This is a genomic window from Nocardia ignorata NBRC 108230 (assembly GCF_001612905.1).
Classification (GTDB): Bacteria; Actinomycetota; Actinomycetes; order Mycobacteriales; family Mycobacteriaceae; genus Nocardia; species Nocardia ignorata.
On the sequence record NZ_BDBI01000017.1, the window covers coordinates 137,335 to 154,458 of the forward strand.

Below are 17,124 nucleotides of genomic sequence, written 5' to 3' on the forward strand. Positions count from 1 at the left end.
TGCGATTGCATGCATGGTTGCCTTGCAGATTCGCGACGTTCCCGAACCGCTGCGGGATCAGTTGGTCGCGTTGGCTCGCCAGCGAGGGCAGTCCTTGCAGGCATTCCTCTTCGACCTGGTGCGCGATGAAGCTCGGCGCCAGGACAACATCGCGGTGCTCAAGCAGTTCAGTCCGGGCAACTGGGATGTCGCGTTCGCTGCTCAGGACGTCATAGTGGCCTTGGACGATGAACGCTCCGAGCGGGATTCGGCGTTGGACGGTCCGGGAGCTCGCGAGTGATCGTGGTCGACGCTTCGGTCTTCGTTCATGCGCTTCTGAATCCCGACCCACTCGGTACGGTCTGCCGCGATGCCCTGGAAGGCGGCAATCGCTGGATCGCCCCGCAGCATTGGACTGTCGAGGTTCTGTCCGTCATCCGCCGTTTCGCCCGCGCGGGCACCATCACCACCGAGCAGGCCGCTCGGGCTGTCACCGCGCTGGAAGAACTCGACCCCGAAGTTCCGGTCACGCGCGTACTCGTCCCGAGAATGTGGGCACTGCCGACAATCCGACCGCCTACGACGCCGCCTATGTCGCCGCGGCCGAGGCTTATGGTTGCGATCTGCTCACCACCGATTCGAGGCTGGCGAACGCGCCGGGCATCACCTGCTCGGTGCGTGTCCTGACGGCCGCGAATACTGCGCCGATCTAGTCGGGCTGCTCAGCTGGCTCGGTGGATGGGGTGGACTCGGGAGAGGGCGCGTTTGGCTTCGGCCAGGGAGATCATGTGGTCTTCGTCGTCGATTTCGGCGACGGCGGCCTCGGCCCATTCGCGCAGTAACGTCGATACCCCGACGCGCCGTTCATCGGCCAGATCCTTGAGCCGGGAATGCAGGCCGAGTGGTAACCGGATCGAGGTGGTCACCATGATGTCCTCATTGGCCGGCAGTCGGGGCGGCGCGTCGGCAGGCTCGTCCGAGAAACTCAGCCGGTCCAAGAAATCGGCGAGTTCCTCTCGGCTGGACGGAAAGTCCTGATCGCTCATGATGGATTCCCACTTTCCCACTGCTCGAATTGCGCCAGCTCCTCGGCACGCATCGTCCGTGCGCCGATGATCACCCACGTCCAGTCGTCGCGCTGCCGTGTGACCACGATCAACGGACGCCCGGCCGTGGTGCGCCCCCACACCGTCAAGACGGTCACCTGGCCGTCGAAGGCCGGGCGCGGCCACCGTCGTGACGCTGCGAGGACCTGCCGAACCTCGCTGGGTTCGATGCCGATCAGGTGAGCGATCGCCCAATCAGGCCACTCGAAACCCATAAGTCCATAATACGCACGTAGTAACGCACTGTGAAAGAGCTGTGTATCGAACCGGCCGCGGTTCGTTAGGCTCGCCGTGACCCGATTTTCCGACGAAGGGGAGGGTACGACGGTGCGCACGGAAGCGGTGGAGCGTGCGTTGTCGGCGTCGGAGCGGTGGTTCTGGTTGGTGGATCAGTTGTCGCCTGCGAATTGTGTGGTGCGGATTCGGGTGCGGGGGCCGATCGGGGCTTATCGGCTGGAGTTCGCGGCCGAAGCGCTTGTCGCGGAGTTTCCGTTGTTGCGGTCGGTGGTGGGGGAGGGGCCGTGTTTCGCCGCGTCGGCGGACCCGCATCTGCCGGTGTTGCATCGCATCATCGCCGGCCTCGATGACTGGCGCGCGGTGTTCGACACTCAGCTCGCGACGCCTGTCGACTCGGCGACCGCACCGGGCAGGATCGTCGACCTGGCTTTCCGGCCGGGGACCGACGACGAGCAGCACGACCTTATCGTGGTGTTCTCGCATGTCTATCTCGACGGGCGTTCGATGGTCGCGCTCGTCTGGCGACTGCTCGCCTACGCCTTCGGTGCCCAACCGGTGGTCACCGCCCGCCCGGCGATTCCGGCGCCGGATGACCTGATCCCGCCCGCGCAGACGCGGATGTGGCGCTGCCTGTGGACGAACGTGTCCGCCCAGCTCACCGCCTTCGCCCGGCGCGCGGTGAGCCTGCCCGGCTGTCCGCCACCACTGCCGGTACGCCGCACCCGCACGGTCGTTCGCACGATCGCGGGAGAGAAGCTCACTGCTCTGCGCGCCCGCTGTCAACGCGAAAGTGTCACCGTCAACGCACTGTTGGCAGCAGCGCTGGCCGAGACGATCGGCGGCTATGCCCCGAAAGAGACCGGCACGGTGGGCATCGGCATCCCTGTCGACATCCGCACCCGTCTGAATCCACCTCCCGCCGAGGACGAACCAGGCATGTTCACCGCGGTAGTCCCCACCTTCGTCCCCTTCGGAACCGATCCGTCCGACGCCGCGCGATCCGCAAAAGCACAGCTGAACAGGGGAATTGCCCGCCACATCGACCTGCGCTCCCTGGCGGCCATCCGCTACGGCTGCCCCCGCACCCTCGAATCCAGCAGGCGCACTATCGAACTCATCGACCGCCGCGCCCCCTGGAACGTCACCCTCAGCAACCTCGGCCGCATCACCCCACCGACAACCCCCGAGCCCCTGCACATCACCGACGTCACGGTAGCGGGAACCAACTCCTGCGCCAGCGCCCTCACCGTCGGCGTAGCCACCTTCGACAACACCATGTCGATCACCTTCTGCTACGTCGACACCATGCTCCCACGAACAACAATCGAAACCCTGGCCGACACCATGATCGCCGCTGCCGCACCGTAACGGCTGCCTGCCCGCACTCGCCAGGCGTCGAGTTGCTCGATCACCTCGTCGAGGTCGGCGCGCCGCTTTTCATCTCCGATGAGAGGCAATCCTCGGCTGGTGCGTGCGAGTTCTGCCACCGGCACGAAGGTCCGGCGGACCACCGGCCGGAGCTCGGCGACCGGCTTGCCGTTGCGGATCCGCCTAGTGCAGGACAGCGCGCACCATCTCCCGCAGGGCGTTTCGGTCGGGTTTGCTCGTACGCCCGGTTACCGGGATGCGGTCGACGACCACGATGTCGTCCGGCAGGGCGGAGGTGTCGATGAGCTGCGGTAGGACGGTGCGGAGACGGTCGACCACATCGCCCGCGCCGGGCTCGGGGACGATCGCGAGGACGATGCGTTCGTCGCCGATCTCGTCGGGTAACCCGACCAGCACGGCCTCGCGCACCCCGTCGATGCCGGCGATCGCCGGTTCGTAGAGTCCGGGGTAGATGTTGGTCTTGCCCCGGATCATCATGTCCTTCTTGCGTCCGGTGAGGACGAGGCGGTTGCCGTCGAAGCGGGCGAGGTCGCCGGTCGCGATCTCGGTCAGCGGTGCGGAACCGAGGTAGCCGCGGCACAGATTCGGTCCGCTCAGGACGAGTTCGCCGTCGTCGGCGATGCGTGCCCGGACGCCGCGCACAGGCGTGCCGAGCAGGTCACCGTCGTGCGCGAGCTTGTCGGCGCCGGTGGCGACCGCGACGGGCAAGATCTCGGTCATGCCGTAGACGGCGAGAAACTCGGTGTCGGGCAGCGACTTCTGTGCTCGACGCAGCAGCGCGGCCGTCACCGGCGCACCACCGAGCGCGACCTGACGCAGGTACTGCGGCGCGGCGATCCGCCCCGCCTCCAGCGCATCGAGGGCCACGGCGAGGTCGGCGGGGGTGTAGAAGGCGTGGGTGGCGCTGCGCAGGTTGCGGGTGAACCGCACAGGATCGATGTGGGTGCCGAACCGGGGATACTTCGGCATGGCCCAGCGCGCACCCGACATCAGCGCGGGCAGACCCATCATGAGCTGTTCGGTGTGCAGGAACGCGCCGGGCGCGAGGCTGGTCTGCCCACCCATCGCTGCCAGCCCGGCGCTGAGCGAAGCACGGGTATGCACAACGGCTTTCGGCTCGTCGGTGGTGCCCGAGGTGAAGACGATCAATGCTTCCGATTCCGGATCATGCTGGGGCAGAGACGAATCCGGCGCATCACCGAAAACGCGGCGCAGCGGTAGGGATCGCAAGGGTGTGCCGGGCAACCACACCCCGCTGTGCAGGTGCCGCACCTCGAGCTCACTGAACCGCGGCAAGGTCAACCCACGCTTGCGCCCGAGTCCGGCCAGCGGTCCGCTCACCGCATAGAGCAGCGATTCCGTTGCCGCCCATCGTGGTGCGACCATCGCGATGCGGTTGGCGAACAACTCCGGCCCCACGCCGGGATCCACGAAAACAATGGTCCCGCCCGCGGCGATGGTGCCGAAGATCAAGCCGACCGAACTCACCGACGGCCGGATAGAGAACAGCATCCGATCACCCGGCCGCAACCCGGCGACCCGCAGATTGTGTGCGACCCGGCCGATCGTGTCGACCAACTCGCGATAGGTGAGCGCCCGCTTGCCGACGGTTCCGAGCGCCGAGGCATCCGGAATGCGGGCGGCGTGGGTGGCGAGACGGTCGAGAAAATCGGGAAACAACGAGCTCACCGGATGTCGACCACCTCGGGCCGGTACCGGTGATCGGCGTACCAGGCCAGCGTCTTGCGAATACCCCACGCGCGCACCCGCCGGTTCGACCCGTACACCCGCACGTCACGGCGCAGCCCGTAATCGGTGGTGATGGTGCGCACCGCGTTCACGAGGGCACGGTCCTCGTGCAGGTCCTCGATGGCGGTACGCGGGAATCCGCCTGCGGCCGAATAGAGTTCGGCGGTGATGGCCATATTGCACCCCGGTGTCATCACATACGGCCCGAGATATCTCGGGTCACGATTACCCGAGCGCACCTTCCCGAACAGCGACGCCACCTCGAGCGCGACCCGGATGATCGTGCGGTCCCGCCACGAAACCCCCTCGTCGGTGCGGGGAATCAGCTGCCCGCTCACCAGGCGCAGACCGGAGTCGAAGCCGGCGCGGATCCGCTGCGTCCAGTCCGGCGCCGGCAGGCAGTCGGCGTCGGTGCGGGCCAGCAGTTCCGCGCCCTGTGCGATGGCGTACCGCATACCGGTGTCGGCCGCCGCGCCGGTGCCCTTCTGCGCCTCGTCGATCACCTCGATCACCGGAACCGGGTTCGCCGCGGCGAACTTACGCACCACCTCGACGGTGCGATCGGTGGAATTGTTGTCCACGACGACCACCGTGAAATCGGTATCGCGTTGGTCGGCAAGAGCTTCCAGCGTCGCCTCGATCCCGCGTTCCTCGTCGAACGCGGGGATCACCACCCACAGCGGCTTTCTCACGGGCGGCGGTCGGTCATGGCTCGCCCAGGGTCTTCCACCAGGTGGCACCGAGCAGCATCGTCATCAGCGCGGCCCGGCCGGCCGGGATACCGCGTTCGGCGGCCACCCGCCGCGCGGCCGGGATCTGTGCGGCATGCACACCGACACTGAGCACCACATCGATCCAGAACGCGACCCGCAGCAGCTTGGTGCGAAACGGGCGGACCACACCGAGAATCAGGAACAACCACCCGAAAATCGGGATCGCCCGCAGTGCGAGCACCGCCTCGCGGCTCGGGGCACGCGGGGGTTCGGCCCGGTGACGGCCCGGTTGGGGCACACTCACCTGCCAGAAATCACCCTCCGTAGAGACCGCATGCAACGGACGACTGCTCACCGCACTCCCTGTCCTCGGTAGGTCACCGCCGCCGCCGTCGGCCCGCCGTCGGCGGCGACGAACAGCAGCGCACGATTGTCGTGTCCCGCCGCTCGCGCGGCGACATAGGCGCCGGTGAGGGCGGAGGTATGGGCGTCACCGGCGAAGTCGTCGGTCACCACCGCCGCGACGCCGAGTTCGCGCGCCAGTTCGGTGGCGAATTCCGGCGTCGGCTTACCGCACACCAGCACTGTATCGGCCGCGTCGAGACCGTCGGTGGTCAGTGCGTCGCGTGCCGCGATCACCGCGTGCTCGACGAGTTCGGCTGTGCCGGTGGCGAGTTCGACCGTCAGCGCCGAGCGTCCCTCGGCGCCCATCTCGGTGAGAGCCACATACCCCTGCGCATCGGGCAGGGTGTCACCGGCGCTCACGTGGACGTCACCGAAACCGGGAACGTCGGCCCGGTTCTCGAGGACGAACGCCGCACCGACAGGCTGGAACGGGAAGTGCGCGTCCGCGCTCATCGACGGATGCGCGTCACCGGAGACGATCACCACGTGCCCGTTGGGCAGGTCGGCCAGCAGCGAGGCGGCCACGCCGATGGCGTTTACCGGCCCGCAGGCGCCGTTCATCAGGTCGAACGACAGGCACGGCACATCGCCGGGCCGGTATTCGAGGCCCACACCGGCGGCCTGCTGGATGAGCGCGGCCACCGCCGGTTCCACCAGGTTGGCGTCGCGGTACACCCCGACATTGATGAGCGCGTCGACCTGCTCGTGCGGACAGCCCGCCGCGTCGAGCGCGGCGCGGGCGGCCTCGGCCGCCTGACCCACCGAGCTGACGCCGCCGGTGCGTGTGATCGCCGCCGAAATGATAATTCCCATACTGTCCTATACCCGAAGATCGCCCAGTGTCACCGACAAAAATCCCGCGACCACCCCGGAGGCGGCGGGCACGAGCAACACCTTCGACCCCGGTGCGATCCGGCCGTCCCGCAGCGCGTCGTGCAGAACGACGAAATGTGAAGTCGACGCGGTGTTTCCGTACTTGTCGAGCACGGCGAGCTTGGGTGGCATCACCGAGTCGAACTCGCGCTCGGCGATCTTGTCGATCAATTCCACTGCCGGGCCGCTGAATTGGTGGTGGATCAGGTAGTCGTAGCCCTCGGCGGCGAAACTCGAGTCGCGCTCGGTGAGGAACCGCTGCTGACGCGAAGTCCACAGCAGATACCGCGATTCGTTGTGCATCGCCCGGTTGTCGGTGTAGAGCGCCACGCCCGCGCTCCGGTCGCTCGGCATACCGAGACACAACTTCGCGTAGGCGGCGCTGGTATTGAGTTCCACATAGTCCAGGCCGGGCCCGTCGGTGGCCTCGAGCAGCACGGCCGCGCCCGCGTCGCCGACGGTGAGCGAAGCGAATTGCGGGTCGTACTTCTCGGAGATCTCGCGGACCGCGGTGTCGGAGATCGGCGTGATGCACTCACCGGAGACCACCAGGCCGCGTTTCACCGCGCCGGACCGGATCATCCTGTCCAGCACCAGAACTCCGGTCAGCATGCCCGCGCAGGCATTGGAGACGTCGAAATGTATCGCGCGGGTGGCGCCGAGGGTGTTGCGCAGCATCAACGCGAACGACGGTTCCAGGCAGAAATCGGTGCCACGGGTGCGGGTGATCGAACACGAGATCACCACATCGAGGTCGGCGGCCTCGTAGCGCGAGTTGTCCAGTGCGGTACGCGCGGCGGCGAGGGCGATGGTGAACGAGTCCTCGTCGTCACCGCGCACCCGGCGGGCCCTGACCCCGCTGACCTTCTCCAGATCCAGCGGCGCCTCGACGGCCAGCCTGCTCATCAGTTCCGTCGTGGTCAGCTCGCGGGACGGCAGGTACGCGCCGATCGCTTCGATTGTCGATCTCACCATGTGTGTCACTTCCAGCTATCGCGCGAAGGCCGACTCCGCCACCGCGCGTGCCGCCGATCCTAGTCACAGACCTTCACTAATCGGGCCTGGTCAGCTAGATTCTGCCGGGGTGTGGAGTACTGCTCGTCGCCGTGAACTCACCCTACTAGCCGCAGGTCAGCCCTGGTTACCGGGCTTATTGCTGCTGGGACGGGTCGCGCGGCCGGTGCGCAAAGTGCCCGCACTCGGTTGGTTCGTCGCCGATCCCGTGATCGCCAGGCAGATCTACAACGACAGCACGCACTTCAGCATCGTCTCCGAGGGGGCGGCCGGGCACTGGTGGTCGCAGGTGATCGGTGACTGGGTGCAGGACCTGTTCGAAGGCCCGGGGCACACCGAGTTGCGCACCAAGGTGCGTGACCTGTTCACCTTGACCCATACCGACGCGCTGGTCCGGCGGGTCATCGGCCCCGATCTGCGCGATCTGCGGGAGCGGCTGGCGGCGGGCGAGACCGTCGACATGGCCGCCCGCGCGCAGATCCTCGTCGGCCGCAGCGTCTCCGACCTGGTCGGTATGCGGCCCGAGGACATCGCCGCGGCCATCGGCGGCGATCCCGACGCCGATCAGGACGCGCTGTTCCTTCGCCTGTTCCATCATGTGGAGGAGCTGGTCAACCTGGGGTTCGGCACCATGACCTCCACCACCCTCGACTCGGTCGCGGTGGCGCGGGCCAGGGAACTGGCCACCCGGCTCGCCGTGAATGTTCCCGCCGCCTACGAGCGCGCCGACCCCGACACCACCCTCGGCCGCTGCCGCGAGCTCGGCCTCGCCGTCGAACACGCGGCCGGGCTGGCGATCCTCATGGCGGTCGCGGGCACCGACACCCTGGCCAGCGCCATGACCAGGATGGTCGCGATCATGCACGACAGTGACCAGCACCGCGCCCTGCTCGCCGCCCCGCACCGCCTACCCGACGCGGTCCGCGAGACCCTGCGCGTCACGAGCCCCGCCTACCTCGTCGGGCGCTCCGTCACCGCCGACGTCCGCGTCGCCGACCGCGATCTGAAAGCAGGCGATCACGTCAAAATCCTCACCTGGACCATCAACAACGCCGCGGGCGATTTCGACATCCACCGCGACTACAACCCCGAAACACGCCAGCTCTGGTTCGGCGGCGGCCGCCACCTGTGCCTGGGCGCGCAACTCGTCCACTCCGAACTCACCGCCCTGCTCGAATCCCTCACTGCCGCAGGCCGTCCCTGGGAAATCGTCGAACGCCGCTACCGCCGCAAAGTCTTCATCCCCACCTACGAATCCCTGCGCATCCGGCTCACCTGATCTCCGCCGAGAGGAGTGAGTGACTTCACACGGGATGTGTGCGAAAATCGCACCATGCCCGACGAGAGCGTCTGGATCGAAATCGGCGATCGCGTGCGCGAGAGCCGACTTTCGGCTGGCTTGTCCCAGGAGCAGTTGGCACGCCGAATCTCGTCCGAACGCAGCAAGATCGCGAAGATCGAGTCCGGAACACGGCAGATCAACGCCGTGGAGCTCACCCGGTTGGCCGCCGCGTTGGGAATGCCAATCGGGCATTTCTTGTACGCACGTCCCGAGGTGATCTCCCGCAGGACACCGCTGGACGAAGACACCACTTCGCCGGCGGCGCGGCAGTCGTACCGAATAGAGGCGGCCCTCACGGCCTGGTTACGCGATGTCCGGGACGTTCGCGAATTGGGGTGCCTGCGATCGTCTGAACCGCTGCGATACCCGAAGAAGGTGAGCGACGCGGCCGATGCACGGGCCGCTGCGCGCTGGGTGCGTGAGCAACTGAGTCTGGGTACGGAACCGATTTCGACGATGATGTCGGCATGTGAGAAGGCTGGCCAGCTCATCTTGGTGACCGATCTGCCAGGTGACGGCGCGTCGGTCGTAGACGACGAGCTCGCCGTTGCCGTAGTCAGCCGGACGGGGGATCCGGGGAGGCGGCGTGCGACCGCCGCCCACGAACTTGGTCACTTGGTGCTCGGTGACGAATATTCGAGTGACCTCGGGGGAGGCGTCGCAGCCGCGAGGGGGGAACGGGAAGCTGTTGTCGACGCCTTCGCAGCGGAGTTTCTCCTGCCGATCCAGGCTCTGCGCGCGACGGCGCGCTGTGAAGACCTGCGCACCGCGCTGATCGTGAGTGCGGCCGAATATCGGACTTCGTGGACTCTGGCCGTCTGCCAAGCGGGCGTGGCAGGGCTGATAGAGCCAACCGGCCTCAAACGATGGCGCGCCGCACCGAAACCGACACGCGCGGAAATGATGCAGGCCGTTGGGTGGGCACCTCAACCGGACTTCGAAAAGGTGTGTGTTCCACCGAGTTACGCCGACGCGGTCCTGTCCGCATGGCGTGCTCGTCGGCTCACTGCCCGACGTGCCGTGGAACTGATGCACGGCCAGCTCTCGATCGAAGACCTCGGTCCGGTCGACGAGGATGTCACCGAGCCATGACATCCGAACTGCGGTTGGTCTTCGACGCGACGTGTCTGAACCATTTCGCGAGGATCGACAGAATAGATGTACTCGGCCATCTTCTCGTCGGTTGTGTCTGCACGACAACGGAATTAGTCCGAGAAGAGCTTCGCAACGGTGTTAACCAGCATGCGTCGATTGCGTCCGCGCTCGAAGCCGACTGGTTGGGAATCGATCAGCTCGATGCATTCGAAGCGTTGCTGGCCTTCGAACGGTGGACGCGCCGCATCGGCTCCGGCAGTCGCGATGTGGGTGAAGCAAGTGTATTCGCGGTCGCTGAACTGAACGGTGCTATCGCGATCTGTGACGACGCAGCGGCAACAAAGGTGGCCAGGCGATACGACCTCGAGACTCATGGCACCTTGTGGTTGCTCGCATGGTCCTGTCGGTTGGGAAAGTTGGGGATCGGTGAGGGGGCAACGCTGATCGAGATGCTGGTCGACTCCGGCATGCGATTGCCATGCAGCGGGTCCGGATTCGCACAGTGGGCGGGGCAACACGGCCTGCTGTGACACCGTCGGCAGTTCGGTATCTTAACCACTACGTCCCACCTCAGGGAGTTGTGGAGAAATTGTGCCCTTGTGCAGGGTGTGCACGCGGGTGCATGCCACCTCGAGGAGGGCGGGGTCGTGGCTGATGAGGAGGACGCCGAGGGTAGTGGCGTGCTGGACGACCAGGCGGATGACGGCGGCGGTTGTCGCCGCGTCGAGCATGGCGGTCGGTTCGTCGAGGAGTAGGTAGCGCGGGCTCTGGGCGAGGGCGCGGGCCAGGCAGGCGCGTTGGAGTTGGCCTTCGCTGAGGGTGTGGGGGCGGCGGTCGAGGAGGTCGGGGGTGAGGCCGACGGTGGTCGCCAGGGCGGGGATATCGATGGGGCGGCGGTGGATTCGGGCGGGTTCGGCGATGATCTGTGCCACGGTGAAGTGGGGATTGGTCGCGGCGCGCGGGGATTGGAAGACCATGGCTGTGGTGCCGCGTGCGCGTCGGGGTGGTACGCCGTCGACTGTGACCCGTCCCGCATCGGGTGTGCGCAGACCTGCCAAGGTGGCAGCGAGAGTTGTTTTGCCCGAACCGGATTCGCCGCCGAGTCCGACGATCTCACCGGGCGAGATCGTCAGCGTCACGTCGTCGAGTACGGGGCTGCCGTAGCCGACAGTGATCGAATCAGCGATGAGCACCGTCGACACCTTTCCGAATCATGCGTTGCCGCTGCGGGACCAGCGCAGTAGGCCCACCCGCGTAGGGGCAGATGGCGGACAGATTCGTCAGCTCCCGTGGTGGATGGGGGAGTGGGTGCAGACCGTTCTCCGGCAGCGCGGCGAGCAGATCGCGCGTGTAGTCGTGCCACGGATCCGCGAACACCTCGGCCGCGGGCCCCACCTCCATCAACCGCGAGGCGTACATGATCGCCACCGTGTCGGCGATCCCCGCCCGCAGCAGGTGACTCAGATCGTGGGTGATGAGCAGGACGGCCGCACCCGCGTCGGCGCACTCACGCAGCAGGGCGCCGATCCGATCGGTGTGATCGCGGTCCAGCCCGGCCGTCGGTTCGTCGGCGACGATCACCGCCGGATCGCCGGCCAACGCCGCCGCGACCGCCGCCCGCTGGGCCATTCCGCCGGACAGTTGGTGCGGATAGAGGTCCAGCGCTGTGCGTTCGAGCCCGGCTCGGCGCAGCAGGTCTGCCGGTGTATGCAAGGTTCCCAGCGCCGCAACAGTTTCCGCGAGCTGCGAGCCGATCGTGCGAACCGGCGTGAAATGTGTGCTCGCGGACTGAGGGACCAATGCGATATGACGACCACGGTACGGCTCGACCTGGCGACGACGCGCCGACCAACGGGATGCGCTGCCTTTGCCCTTATCTGTGCGGAGTTGCTCCGCAGTCCCCGGAATCGGTTGATCGCTGTCGAATTCTGAAGGGCGAGGTTCAGTTCCAGCGCTCGCCGGCGAGCGCGATCCGACGCGGTCACCGACGATGTGCACGATCCGACCACGAAGTTCGAGTTGAACAGACCCACTCACCACCGCCGCCTGCGGCAAGACCCCCATCACCGCACTCGCGACAAGCGACTTCCCGCAACCGGATTCACCGACGAGCGCCGTGACCGTGCCTGCCGCAACCTCGAGCGACACCTCACTCACCGCATGCACGACGCCACGTCGCACGGGGATCCGCACCGTCAGCCCATTGATCCGCAGTCCCTCACAGGGGCTTACGCCGACCCCGTTCATCGCGGCATCCGGGAAAATGCGGGCGGCAACAGAATCCCCCGGAGCGACGACCCGGCCACAGCGACCGCAATGGTCGTCACCACCAGGAATCCCGCCGGGAACACCAATGTCCACCACCCGCCGAGTAACAGCGAACCCCGCGCCTCCTCCAACAGCGTGCCGAGGCTCGGTTCGTGCGGCGGCAACCCGAACCCGAGGAACGACAGCGTCGATTCATGCCAAATCGCGTGTGGCAGAAGCAGAACCACCGCGATCAACGCTTGCGGTGTCACGGCGGGCAACAGGTGCCGGGTGAACAGATGGGTGCGTCCGGCACCGGCCAGCACTGCGGCAGCCACATAGTCGCGTTCACGCAGGCTCAGGCTCTCCGCCCGCACGATCCGCGCCACCTGAACCCAATGCGTGAGCCCGATGGACAACACCACGGCCACGGTATTGCCCCGGAACAGCGCGACGATCACGATGCCCAGCAGCAGATGCGGCAGGGCATTGGCGGTGTCGGCGAACCGCATCAGTACCCGGTCGACCCGCCCGCCTACCAGCGCCGATACCGCACCGACCAGCACGCCGAGCACCGTCGACACCGCCGCCGCGCACACCGCGACCACCAGCGAGGTGCGCAGCGCCGCCGCGATCCGCACGAACAGCGACCGTCCCGCCGCATCGGTACCGAACCACCACTGCGCCGACGGCGCCTGCCGGGCCTGGGCGAAATCGGTGAGCCGGTTGTCGACACCACCGAGCCACGGCACGACCAGCGCGTAGATCAACACGGCGACCAGCACCGCGACCGCGACGACCAGCCGTCGCCGAGCACGCTCACCCATCGGCCCGCACCCGGGGATCCAGCAGTACCACCGCGATGTCGGCGAGCAGCGAACCGAGTAGCACCGCACCGGTCGTCGCGACTGTCAGTGTGGCCAGCAACGCCATATCCAGGTCTTTCGCCGATCGCACGAAGGCGCCCGCCACCCCCGGCCAGGAGAAGATCTCCTCCACCAGCACCGCACCGACCACCACTTCGGGCAGTCGCGCACCGAGGATCGTGACGAACGGGGCCAGCGAGGAAGGCAGGATGTGGCGGCGGGTGATGGTCGCGGTGTCGATGCCGCGCGTCACCGCGCCCACCACGAAGTCCTCACCGCGATTGGCGGCCACCGTTTCCCGCACCGCGAGCAACAACCACGGCAGCTGCGAGACAGCCAGGGCGGCGGCGGGCAACACCAGGTGCCGCGCGACCTGCGCCGCATCGACCTCGGCGCCCGCGTCGGTGAGACCGGCAGGCGGCAACCACCCGAGCCCCACCGCGAACACCCCGATCAGGACCAGCGACACCACGAACGGCGGCAGCCCTTGCAGGGCGACGCAGACGGCACTCACCACACGGTCGAGCAGGCCACCGCGACGCATCCCCGCGACCACTCCGGCCACGAGCGACACCGCGACCGCCAACGTCATGGCGACCGTCACCAACAGCATCGTCCACGGAATCCGCTGGGCGAGAAGCTCACCCACCGGCTGGGCGAAGCTGCGCGACACCCCGAGGTCGCCGGTGCACAGGTCGGCGGCCCACTGCGCGTAGAGCCGGTACCAGGGCAGGTCGAGCCCCAACTGCTCGGCGAGTACCGCGCGGTCGGCGGCGCCGGTGGTGACGTAGCGGTCGCCGAGGTAGCCGACGAGCGGGTCGAACGGTGACACCGCGGCCGCGGCGAACAGCGCCGCCGACACCGCGACCAGCACCGGAATCATCGTCAGCACCCGACGCCGCGTCATCCGCGCGATGCCACGCCCCCTCACGAGCCGCGCGTCCAGGTCTGCAGCGACCACCACGGCCCCCACGTCACGCCGTGCGCGTGTGGCTCGAGCACCGGTCCCGACATCGTCCACCCCGAATCCTTCACCACATAGGTGTGATCCAGGTGGACGAGGAAGACGTGGCTCGGGTCCTCGGCGTAGCGGTTCTGCACCGCACGGTAGGCGGCCGCCCGGTCGGCCGGATCGAGGGTGCGCCTGGCTTTTTCGAGCAGGGCATCGATCGTGGGATCGGAGTGGCGGCTCGCATTGTCGTACGGGCTGCCCGCGCCCGGATCGACGGTGTGCAGGGTGTTGTAGGCCTGCGTATCGGGATCGAAGGGCTCGCTGCCGCCGCCGAGCAGAATGCCCGCCCGTTCGATCCGGGGTTCGATCCGATCCCAGGACAACGCTTCGAGGTCGACCTCCACACCGACCCGGGCAGCATCGGACGCGAAAGCCATGGCGAGATCACGGCGCAAGGTATCGGTGGAGTTGTACATCACCGTGAATAGGGCCCGCACGCCCTGTTTCGCGCGCACGCCATCCGCACCACGCAACCAGCCCGCCGCGTCGAGGATCTGTTCGGCACGCGCCCGGTCGAAGGCGAAAGTCGCGGTGGGGTTGTGGGATTCGCCGTATACCTCCGGAACGGGGGTGTAAGCGGGCCGCCCGTATCCGCCGAGGATGTTGTCGATCATGGCCTGCCGATCCACGGCGAAATTCAGCGCGAGCCGGACCGCGGGATCACCGGCCACCGGATCACCGGCGGGCAGGGAGACACCGCGCCAATCGGCAGAGGTGTTGGCGTGCACCGACATCGTCGCGCGATCGGCGAAGGAGGCGGCCAGCAGCGGCGGCAGCGAGGTTCCGTCCAGCTCGCCGCTCGCCATCCGCTGTGCTCGGGTGTTGTCGTCGGGGACGTGGAGCACCGTGAGCCGCTTCACGGCAGGCGCACCGCCCCAATAGTTCTCGTTCGCCACGAAGACGGCTCGGGTCGGTTCGAGGTTCGTCAGCTGATAGGGCCCCGTGCCGACCGGCTTCGTGTTGAGCGCCGACTCGGTGGCGGGTCCCGGTTCGGCCACCGCCTCCGACGGCACGATCCCGATGAGCAGCTTGGTGGGGAAGGCGGCATACGGGTGCCGCAGCGTGAATCGCACCGTGGCGGGATCGACGGCCTCGACCCGCTCGATCATCGAGAACGATGAACGGACCTCCGAAGCCGAGGCCGGGTCGAGGATCGCACGATAGGTGGCCACCACATCGGCCGCGTCGAACGTGGTTCCGTCGCTGAACCGCACGCCAGTGCGCAGCGGCACCGTCCACGCGGCGGCGCCAGGTTCGGCGGTCGGCAACTCGGTGGCCAGTGCGGGTGCGAAACCGGGCATCCCGGAACCACCGGTGAGCCGGAGCAGACCGTCGTAGATCTTCGCCTCGCCTGCCGCGCCGTAACCGGCGATCGGGTTGTATCCGCCCAGTTCAGCGGCATCCGCGAGGACAAGCGAATCGGTGGTCGTGGCGGTCGGCGCACCGCAGGCGGTGAGTACCAGCGCGAACGCGGCAACCGCGACGGTCCGAATTCGCATCATGATGTTCCTAGCTGTTTATCTGAACAGATGGACAGATGATAGTCCGGTGGCGAACCCGGCGACTAAGCTGAGGGCGTTATGGGAGAGCCACGCACACTGGACGGGTCGCCGGTCGAGCTCGGCAGGCGCGCGATCGGTGATGTCGAGATCCGCGCCTGGGCGCAGCGATTCGACCTGCTCTCGGACCCCAACCGGCTGGAGATCCTGCTCTGCCTGCACCGCACCCCCGGCATCAGCGTGGGTGAGCTCGCGGCCGCGATCGGGCGCACCGAGAACGCGATCTCCCAGGCGCTACGCGTGCTGCGGCACGAGGGGTGCGTCGTATCGAGCCGGGAAGGCCGGTCGGTCACCAACCGGCTCGCCGACCCGATCATCCACGAGATCCTGCACACCATCGGCGCCAAACACACCTGACGTCGATCGGCCCTGCTCGGGAGGCGATGATGGCGAAGATCCTGTTCGTGATGACCGGTGCCGACCGCTGGAGTCTCACCACCGGCGCCAAGCACTACACCGGCTACTGGGCCGCCGAATTCACCATCGCCTACCTGGCCTTCCGCGAGGCGGGACACGAGGTGCTGGTGGCGACGCCCGGCGGGGTGGTGCCGCCCGTCGACCTGGGCAGCCTCGCACCGAATGCCAACGGCGGCAACCACAAAGGGCAAGAAGTCGCCGAAACGATCAGGGGCGCTACGGTTCTCGAAAAGCCCGTCGCACTCGGCGAGATCTCCGCCGCCGACATCGACGCCCTCTACTACCCCGGCGGCTACGGGCCGATGGAAGACCTCGCAGGCGACGCCGATTCCGCCGCGCTGCTCGTCGAGGCCCTCCGCGCGGACAAGCCGACGGCGCTGATCAGCCACGGCCCCGCAGCCCTGCTCGCCACCGGCGACGACTTCGCGGGCTACCGCGTGACCGCCTTCAGCAATGCCGAGGAAGACCTCAACGGGCTGGCCGATCGGGCGCGTTGGCTCCTGCAGGACCGGCTCACCGAACTCGGTGTCGACTACCGCTGCGCCGAACCCTTCGCACCACATGTGGAATCGGATCGCTGCCTGCACACCGGCCAGAACCCCGCCTCGACCCCTGACCTCGTCGCTGTCTTCCTCGACGCACTCAGCCGCCCGGACGCACGATCATGAGGACGACGACCGCCGTCCACAGCAGGTTGTAGATTCCCGCGAGCATCGACAGCATCCGCAGGCGTTTGCCGTCGTCGGGCTCGACGAGTGCCTGCCGTTGCATCGGATGGATCTGCACCGCGAGCAGGCCGCCCGCGATGGCCGTGGTGATCATGGCCGAGGTGATCCAGATTTCGTTCATCCGCCCCTGGATGGTGGCCAGGATGATCCCGACCACCGGCACGATGATCGCCAGTTTCGCGTAGTTGCCGGTGATGCGGTGCATCGCGACGGCCACCGACCGGCTGCGCACCGAATCGGGTTCGGGCGCGGCGATCGGTGCGTAGCGGGGGAAAAGACTGGTGGCGACCGCCGAGCCACCGACGAAAACGATGCCCGCGAGCACATGCACCGACAGCAAGAAATGTTCCACTACCGACCTCCAGCCTTCAACATGCTTGAAGGGTAGCGCAA

The 17,124-nt window shown here is 67.3% G+C and carries 21 protein-coding genes and 1 pseudogene; 9 read left to right on the forward strand and 13 right to left on the reverse strand.

Going from position 1 to position 17,124, the window contains the following annotated elements; all coding sequences use genetic code 11:
- The first annotated feature begins 13 nt into the window (after positions 1 to 13).
- The 3 genes and pseudogenes from NI2_RS15615 to NI2_RS35155 all read left to right on the forward strand — a co-directional run bounded on the left by NI2_RS15615 (position 14) and on the right by NI2_RS35155 (position 692).
- Positions 14 to 280 (forward strand): hypothetical protein, encoded by a 267-nt coding sequence (locus NI2_RS15615; RefSeq protein WP_067491418.1) that lies wholly within the window; start codon positions 14 to 16, stop codon positions 278 to 280.
- Between the two features lie 2 nt (positions 281 to 282).
- Positions 283 to 453, forward strand: a pseudogene (locus NI2_RS35730) (PIN domain-containing protein); the annotation flags it as partial.
- A 77-nt stretch (positions 454 to 530) separates the two neighbouring features.
- Positions 531 to 692: a hypothetical protein gene (locus tag NI2_RS35155; protein ID WP_243749734.1), complete on the forward strand. Its 162-nt coding sequence runs from the start codon at positions 531 to 533 to the stop codon at positions 690 to 692.
- Between the two features lie 9 nt (positions 693 to 701).
- On the opposite strand, the gene NI2_RS15625 is transcribed toward NI2_RS35155, so the two are convergent.
- Positions 702 to 1,025, reverse strand: coding sequence for a hypothetical protein (locus NI2_RS15625; protein ID WP_067491420.1), 324 nt, complete (start codon positions 1,023 to 1,025; stop codon positions 702 to 704).
- Positions 1,022 to 1,300: a hypothetical protein gene (locus tag NI2_RS15630; RefSeq protein WP_067491422.1), complete on the reverse strand. Its 279-nt coding sequence runs from the start codon at positions 1,298 to 1,300 to the stop codon at positions 1,022 to 1,024. Before NI2_RS15630 ends, NI2_RS15625 begins: the two co-directional genes overlap by 4 nt.
- A gap of 112 nt (positions 1,301 to 1,412) precedes the next feature.
- On the opposite strand from NI2_RS15630, the gene NI2_RS15635 reads away from it, so the two are divergent.
- Positions 1,413 to 2,690, forward strand: a complete 1,278-nt coding sequence (locus NI2_RS15635; protein WP_133733826.1) for a phthiocerol/phthiodiolone dimycocerosyl transferase family protein — start codon at positions 1,413 to 1,415, stop codon at positions 2,688 to 2,690.
- A gap of 183 nt (positions 2,691 to 2,873) precedes the next feature.
- Here NI2_RS15635 and NI2_RS15640 read toward each other — a convergent pair whose 3' ends face one another.
- The 5 genes from NI2_RS15640 to NI2_RS15660 are packed head-to-tail and all read right to left on the reverse strand — an operon-like array spanning position 2,874 to position 7,426.
- Positions 2,874 to 4,400, reverse strand: a complete 1,527-nt coding sequence (locus NI2_RS15640; protein WP_243749733.1) for a class I adenylate-forming enzyme family protein — start codon at positions 4,398 to 4,400, stop codon at positions 2,874 to 2,876.
- On the reverse strand, positions 4,397 to 5,152 hold the full coding sequence (locus NI2_RS15645; RefSeq protein WP_067491426.1) for a glycosyltransferase family 2 protein: 756 nt from the start codon (positions 5,150 to 5,152) through the stop codon (positions 4,397 to 4,399). Before NI2_RS15645 ends, NI2_RS15640 begins: the two co-directional genes overlap by 4 nt.
- Positions 5,153 to 5,165: 13 nt before the next feature.
- On the reverse strand, positions 5,166 to 5,528 hold the full coding sequence (locus NI2_RS15650) for a hypothetical protein (protein WP_243749732.1): 363 nt from the start codon (positions 5,526 to 5,528) through the stop codon (positions 5,166 to 5,168).
- Entirely contained in the window at positions 5,525 to 6,391 is an 867-nt protein-coding gene (locus tag NI2_RS15655; RefSeq protein WP_067491430.1) for a beta-ketoacyl-[acyl-carrier-protein] synthase family protein, read from the reverse strand. Before NI2_RS15655 ends, NI2_RS15650 begins: the two co-directional genes overlap by 4 nt.
- 6 nt (positions 6,392 to 6,397) lie before the next feature.
- Positions 6,398 to 7,426 carry a 3-oxoacyl-ACP synthase III family protein gene (locus tag NI2_RS15660; RefSeq protein ID WP_067491432.1) on the reverse strand — a complete coding sequence of 343 codons (1,029 nt, stop codon included), beginning with the start codon at positions 7,424 to 7,426 and terminating at the stop codon, positions 6,398 to 6,400.
- 214 nt (positions 7,427 to 7,640) lie between these two features.
- Here NI2_RS15660 and NI2_RS15665 point away from each other — a divergent pair, with 214 nt between their 5' ends.
- From NI2_RS15665 to NI2_RS15675, 3 genes are read left to right on the forward strand one after another with little or no spacing between them, the layout of a single operon-like run.
- The gene (locus tag NI2_RS15665) at positions 7,641 to 8,744 is read left to right on the forward strand and encodes a cytochrome P450 (protein ID WP_243749731.1); all 1,104 of its coding nucleotides are present in this window, start codon (positions 7,641 to 7,643) and stop codon (positions 8,742 to 8,744) included.
- Positions 8,745 to 8,798: 54 nt separating this feature from the next.
- Positions 8,799 to 9,899 (forward strand): helix-turn-helix domain-containing protein, encoded by a 1,101-nt coding sequence (locus tag NI2_RS15670; protein ID WP_067491694.1) that lies wholly within the window; start codon positions 8,799 to 8,801, stop codon positions 9,897 to 9,899.
- On the forward strand, positions 9,896 to 10,432 hold the full coding sequence (locus tag NI2_RS15675; protein ID WP_067491436.1) for a PIN domain-containing protein: 537 nt from the start codon (positions 9,896 to 9,898) through the stop codon (positions 10,430 to 10,432). The genes NI2_RS15670 and NI2_RS15675 overlap by 4 nt, the downstream gene beginning before the upstream one ends.
- Before the next feature lie 21 nt (positions 10,433 to 10,453).
- Here NI2_RS15675 and NI2_RS15680 read toward each other — a convergent pair whose 3' ends face one another.
- The 5 genes from NI2_RS15680 to NI2_RS15700 are packed head-to-tail and all read right to left on the reverse strand — an operon-like array spanning position 10,454 to position 15,526.
- Complete coding sequence (locus NI2_RS15680) at positions 10,454 to 11,095, reverse strand: ABC transporter ATP-binding protein (protein WP_067491700.1); 642 nt, start codon at positions 11,093 to 11,095, stop codon at positions 10,454 to 10,456.
- Positions 11,082 to 12,149, reverse strand: coding sequence for an ATP-binding cassette domain-containing protein (locus tag NI2_RS15685; protein WP_067491437.1), 1,068 nt, complete (start codon positions 12,147 to 12,149; stop codon positions 11,082 to 11,084). The genes NI2_RS15680 and NI2_RS15685 overlap by 14 nt, the downstream gene beginning before the upstream one ends.
- Positions 12,146 to 12,976: an ABC transporter permease gene (locus NI2_RS15690; protein WP_067491439.1), complete on the reverse strand. Its 831-nt coding sequence runs from the start codon at positions 12,974 to 12,976 to the stop codon at positions 12,146 to 12,148. The genes NI2_RS15685 and NI2_RS15690 overlap by 4 nt, the downstream gene beginning before the upstream one ends.
- A complete protein-coding gene (locus NI2_RS15695) occupies positions 12,969 to 13,922 on the reverse strand; it encodes an ABC transporter permease (RefSeq protein WP_084476465.1) in 954 nt (317 codons plus the stop codon). Before NI2_RS15695 ends, NI2_RS15690 begins: the two co-directional genes overlap by 8 nt.
- 20 nt (positions 13,923 to 13,942) lie before the next feature.
- Positions 13,943 to 15,526, reverse strand: coding sequence for an ABC transporter substrate-binding protein (locus NI2_RS15700; protein WP_067491696.1), 1,584 nt, complete (start codon positions 15,524 to 15,526; stop codon positions 13,943 to 13,945).
- A gap of 81 nt (positions 15,527 to 15,607) precedes the next feature.
- Between NI2_RS15700 and NI2_RS15705 the strand changes: the two genes are divergently transcribed.
- Together NI2_RS15705 and NI2_RS15710 are read left to right on the forward strand one after the other, a co-directional pair.
- On the forward strand, positions 15,608 to 15,943 hold the full coding sequence (locus NI2_RS15705; RefSeq protein ID WP_067491441.1) for an ArsR/SmtB family transcription factor: 336 nt from the start codon (positions 15,608 to 15,610) through the stop codon (positions 15,941 to 15,943).
- Positions 15,944 to 15,972: 29 nt separating this feature from the next.
- Entirely contained in the window at positions 15,973 to 16,671 is a 699-nt protein-coding gene (locus tag NI2_RS15710) for a type 1 glutamine amidotransferase domain-containing protein (protein WP_067491702.1), read from the forward strand.
- Here NI2_RS15710 and NI2_RS15715 read toward each other — a convergent pair.
- Positions 16,646 to 17,083, reverse strand: a complete 438-nt coding sequence (locus tag NI2_RS15715; RefSeq protein ID WP_067491442.1) for a hypothetical protein — start codon at positions 17,081 to 17,083, stop codon at positions 16,646 to 16,648. The two genes, NI2_RS15710 and NI2_RS15715, sit on opposite strands and share 26 nt — an antisense overlap.
- Positions 17,084 to 17,124: the final 41 nt, after the last annotated feature.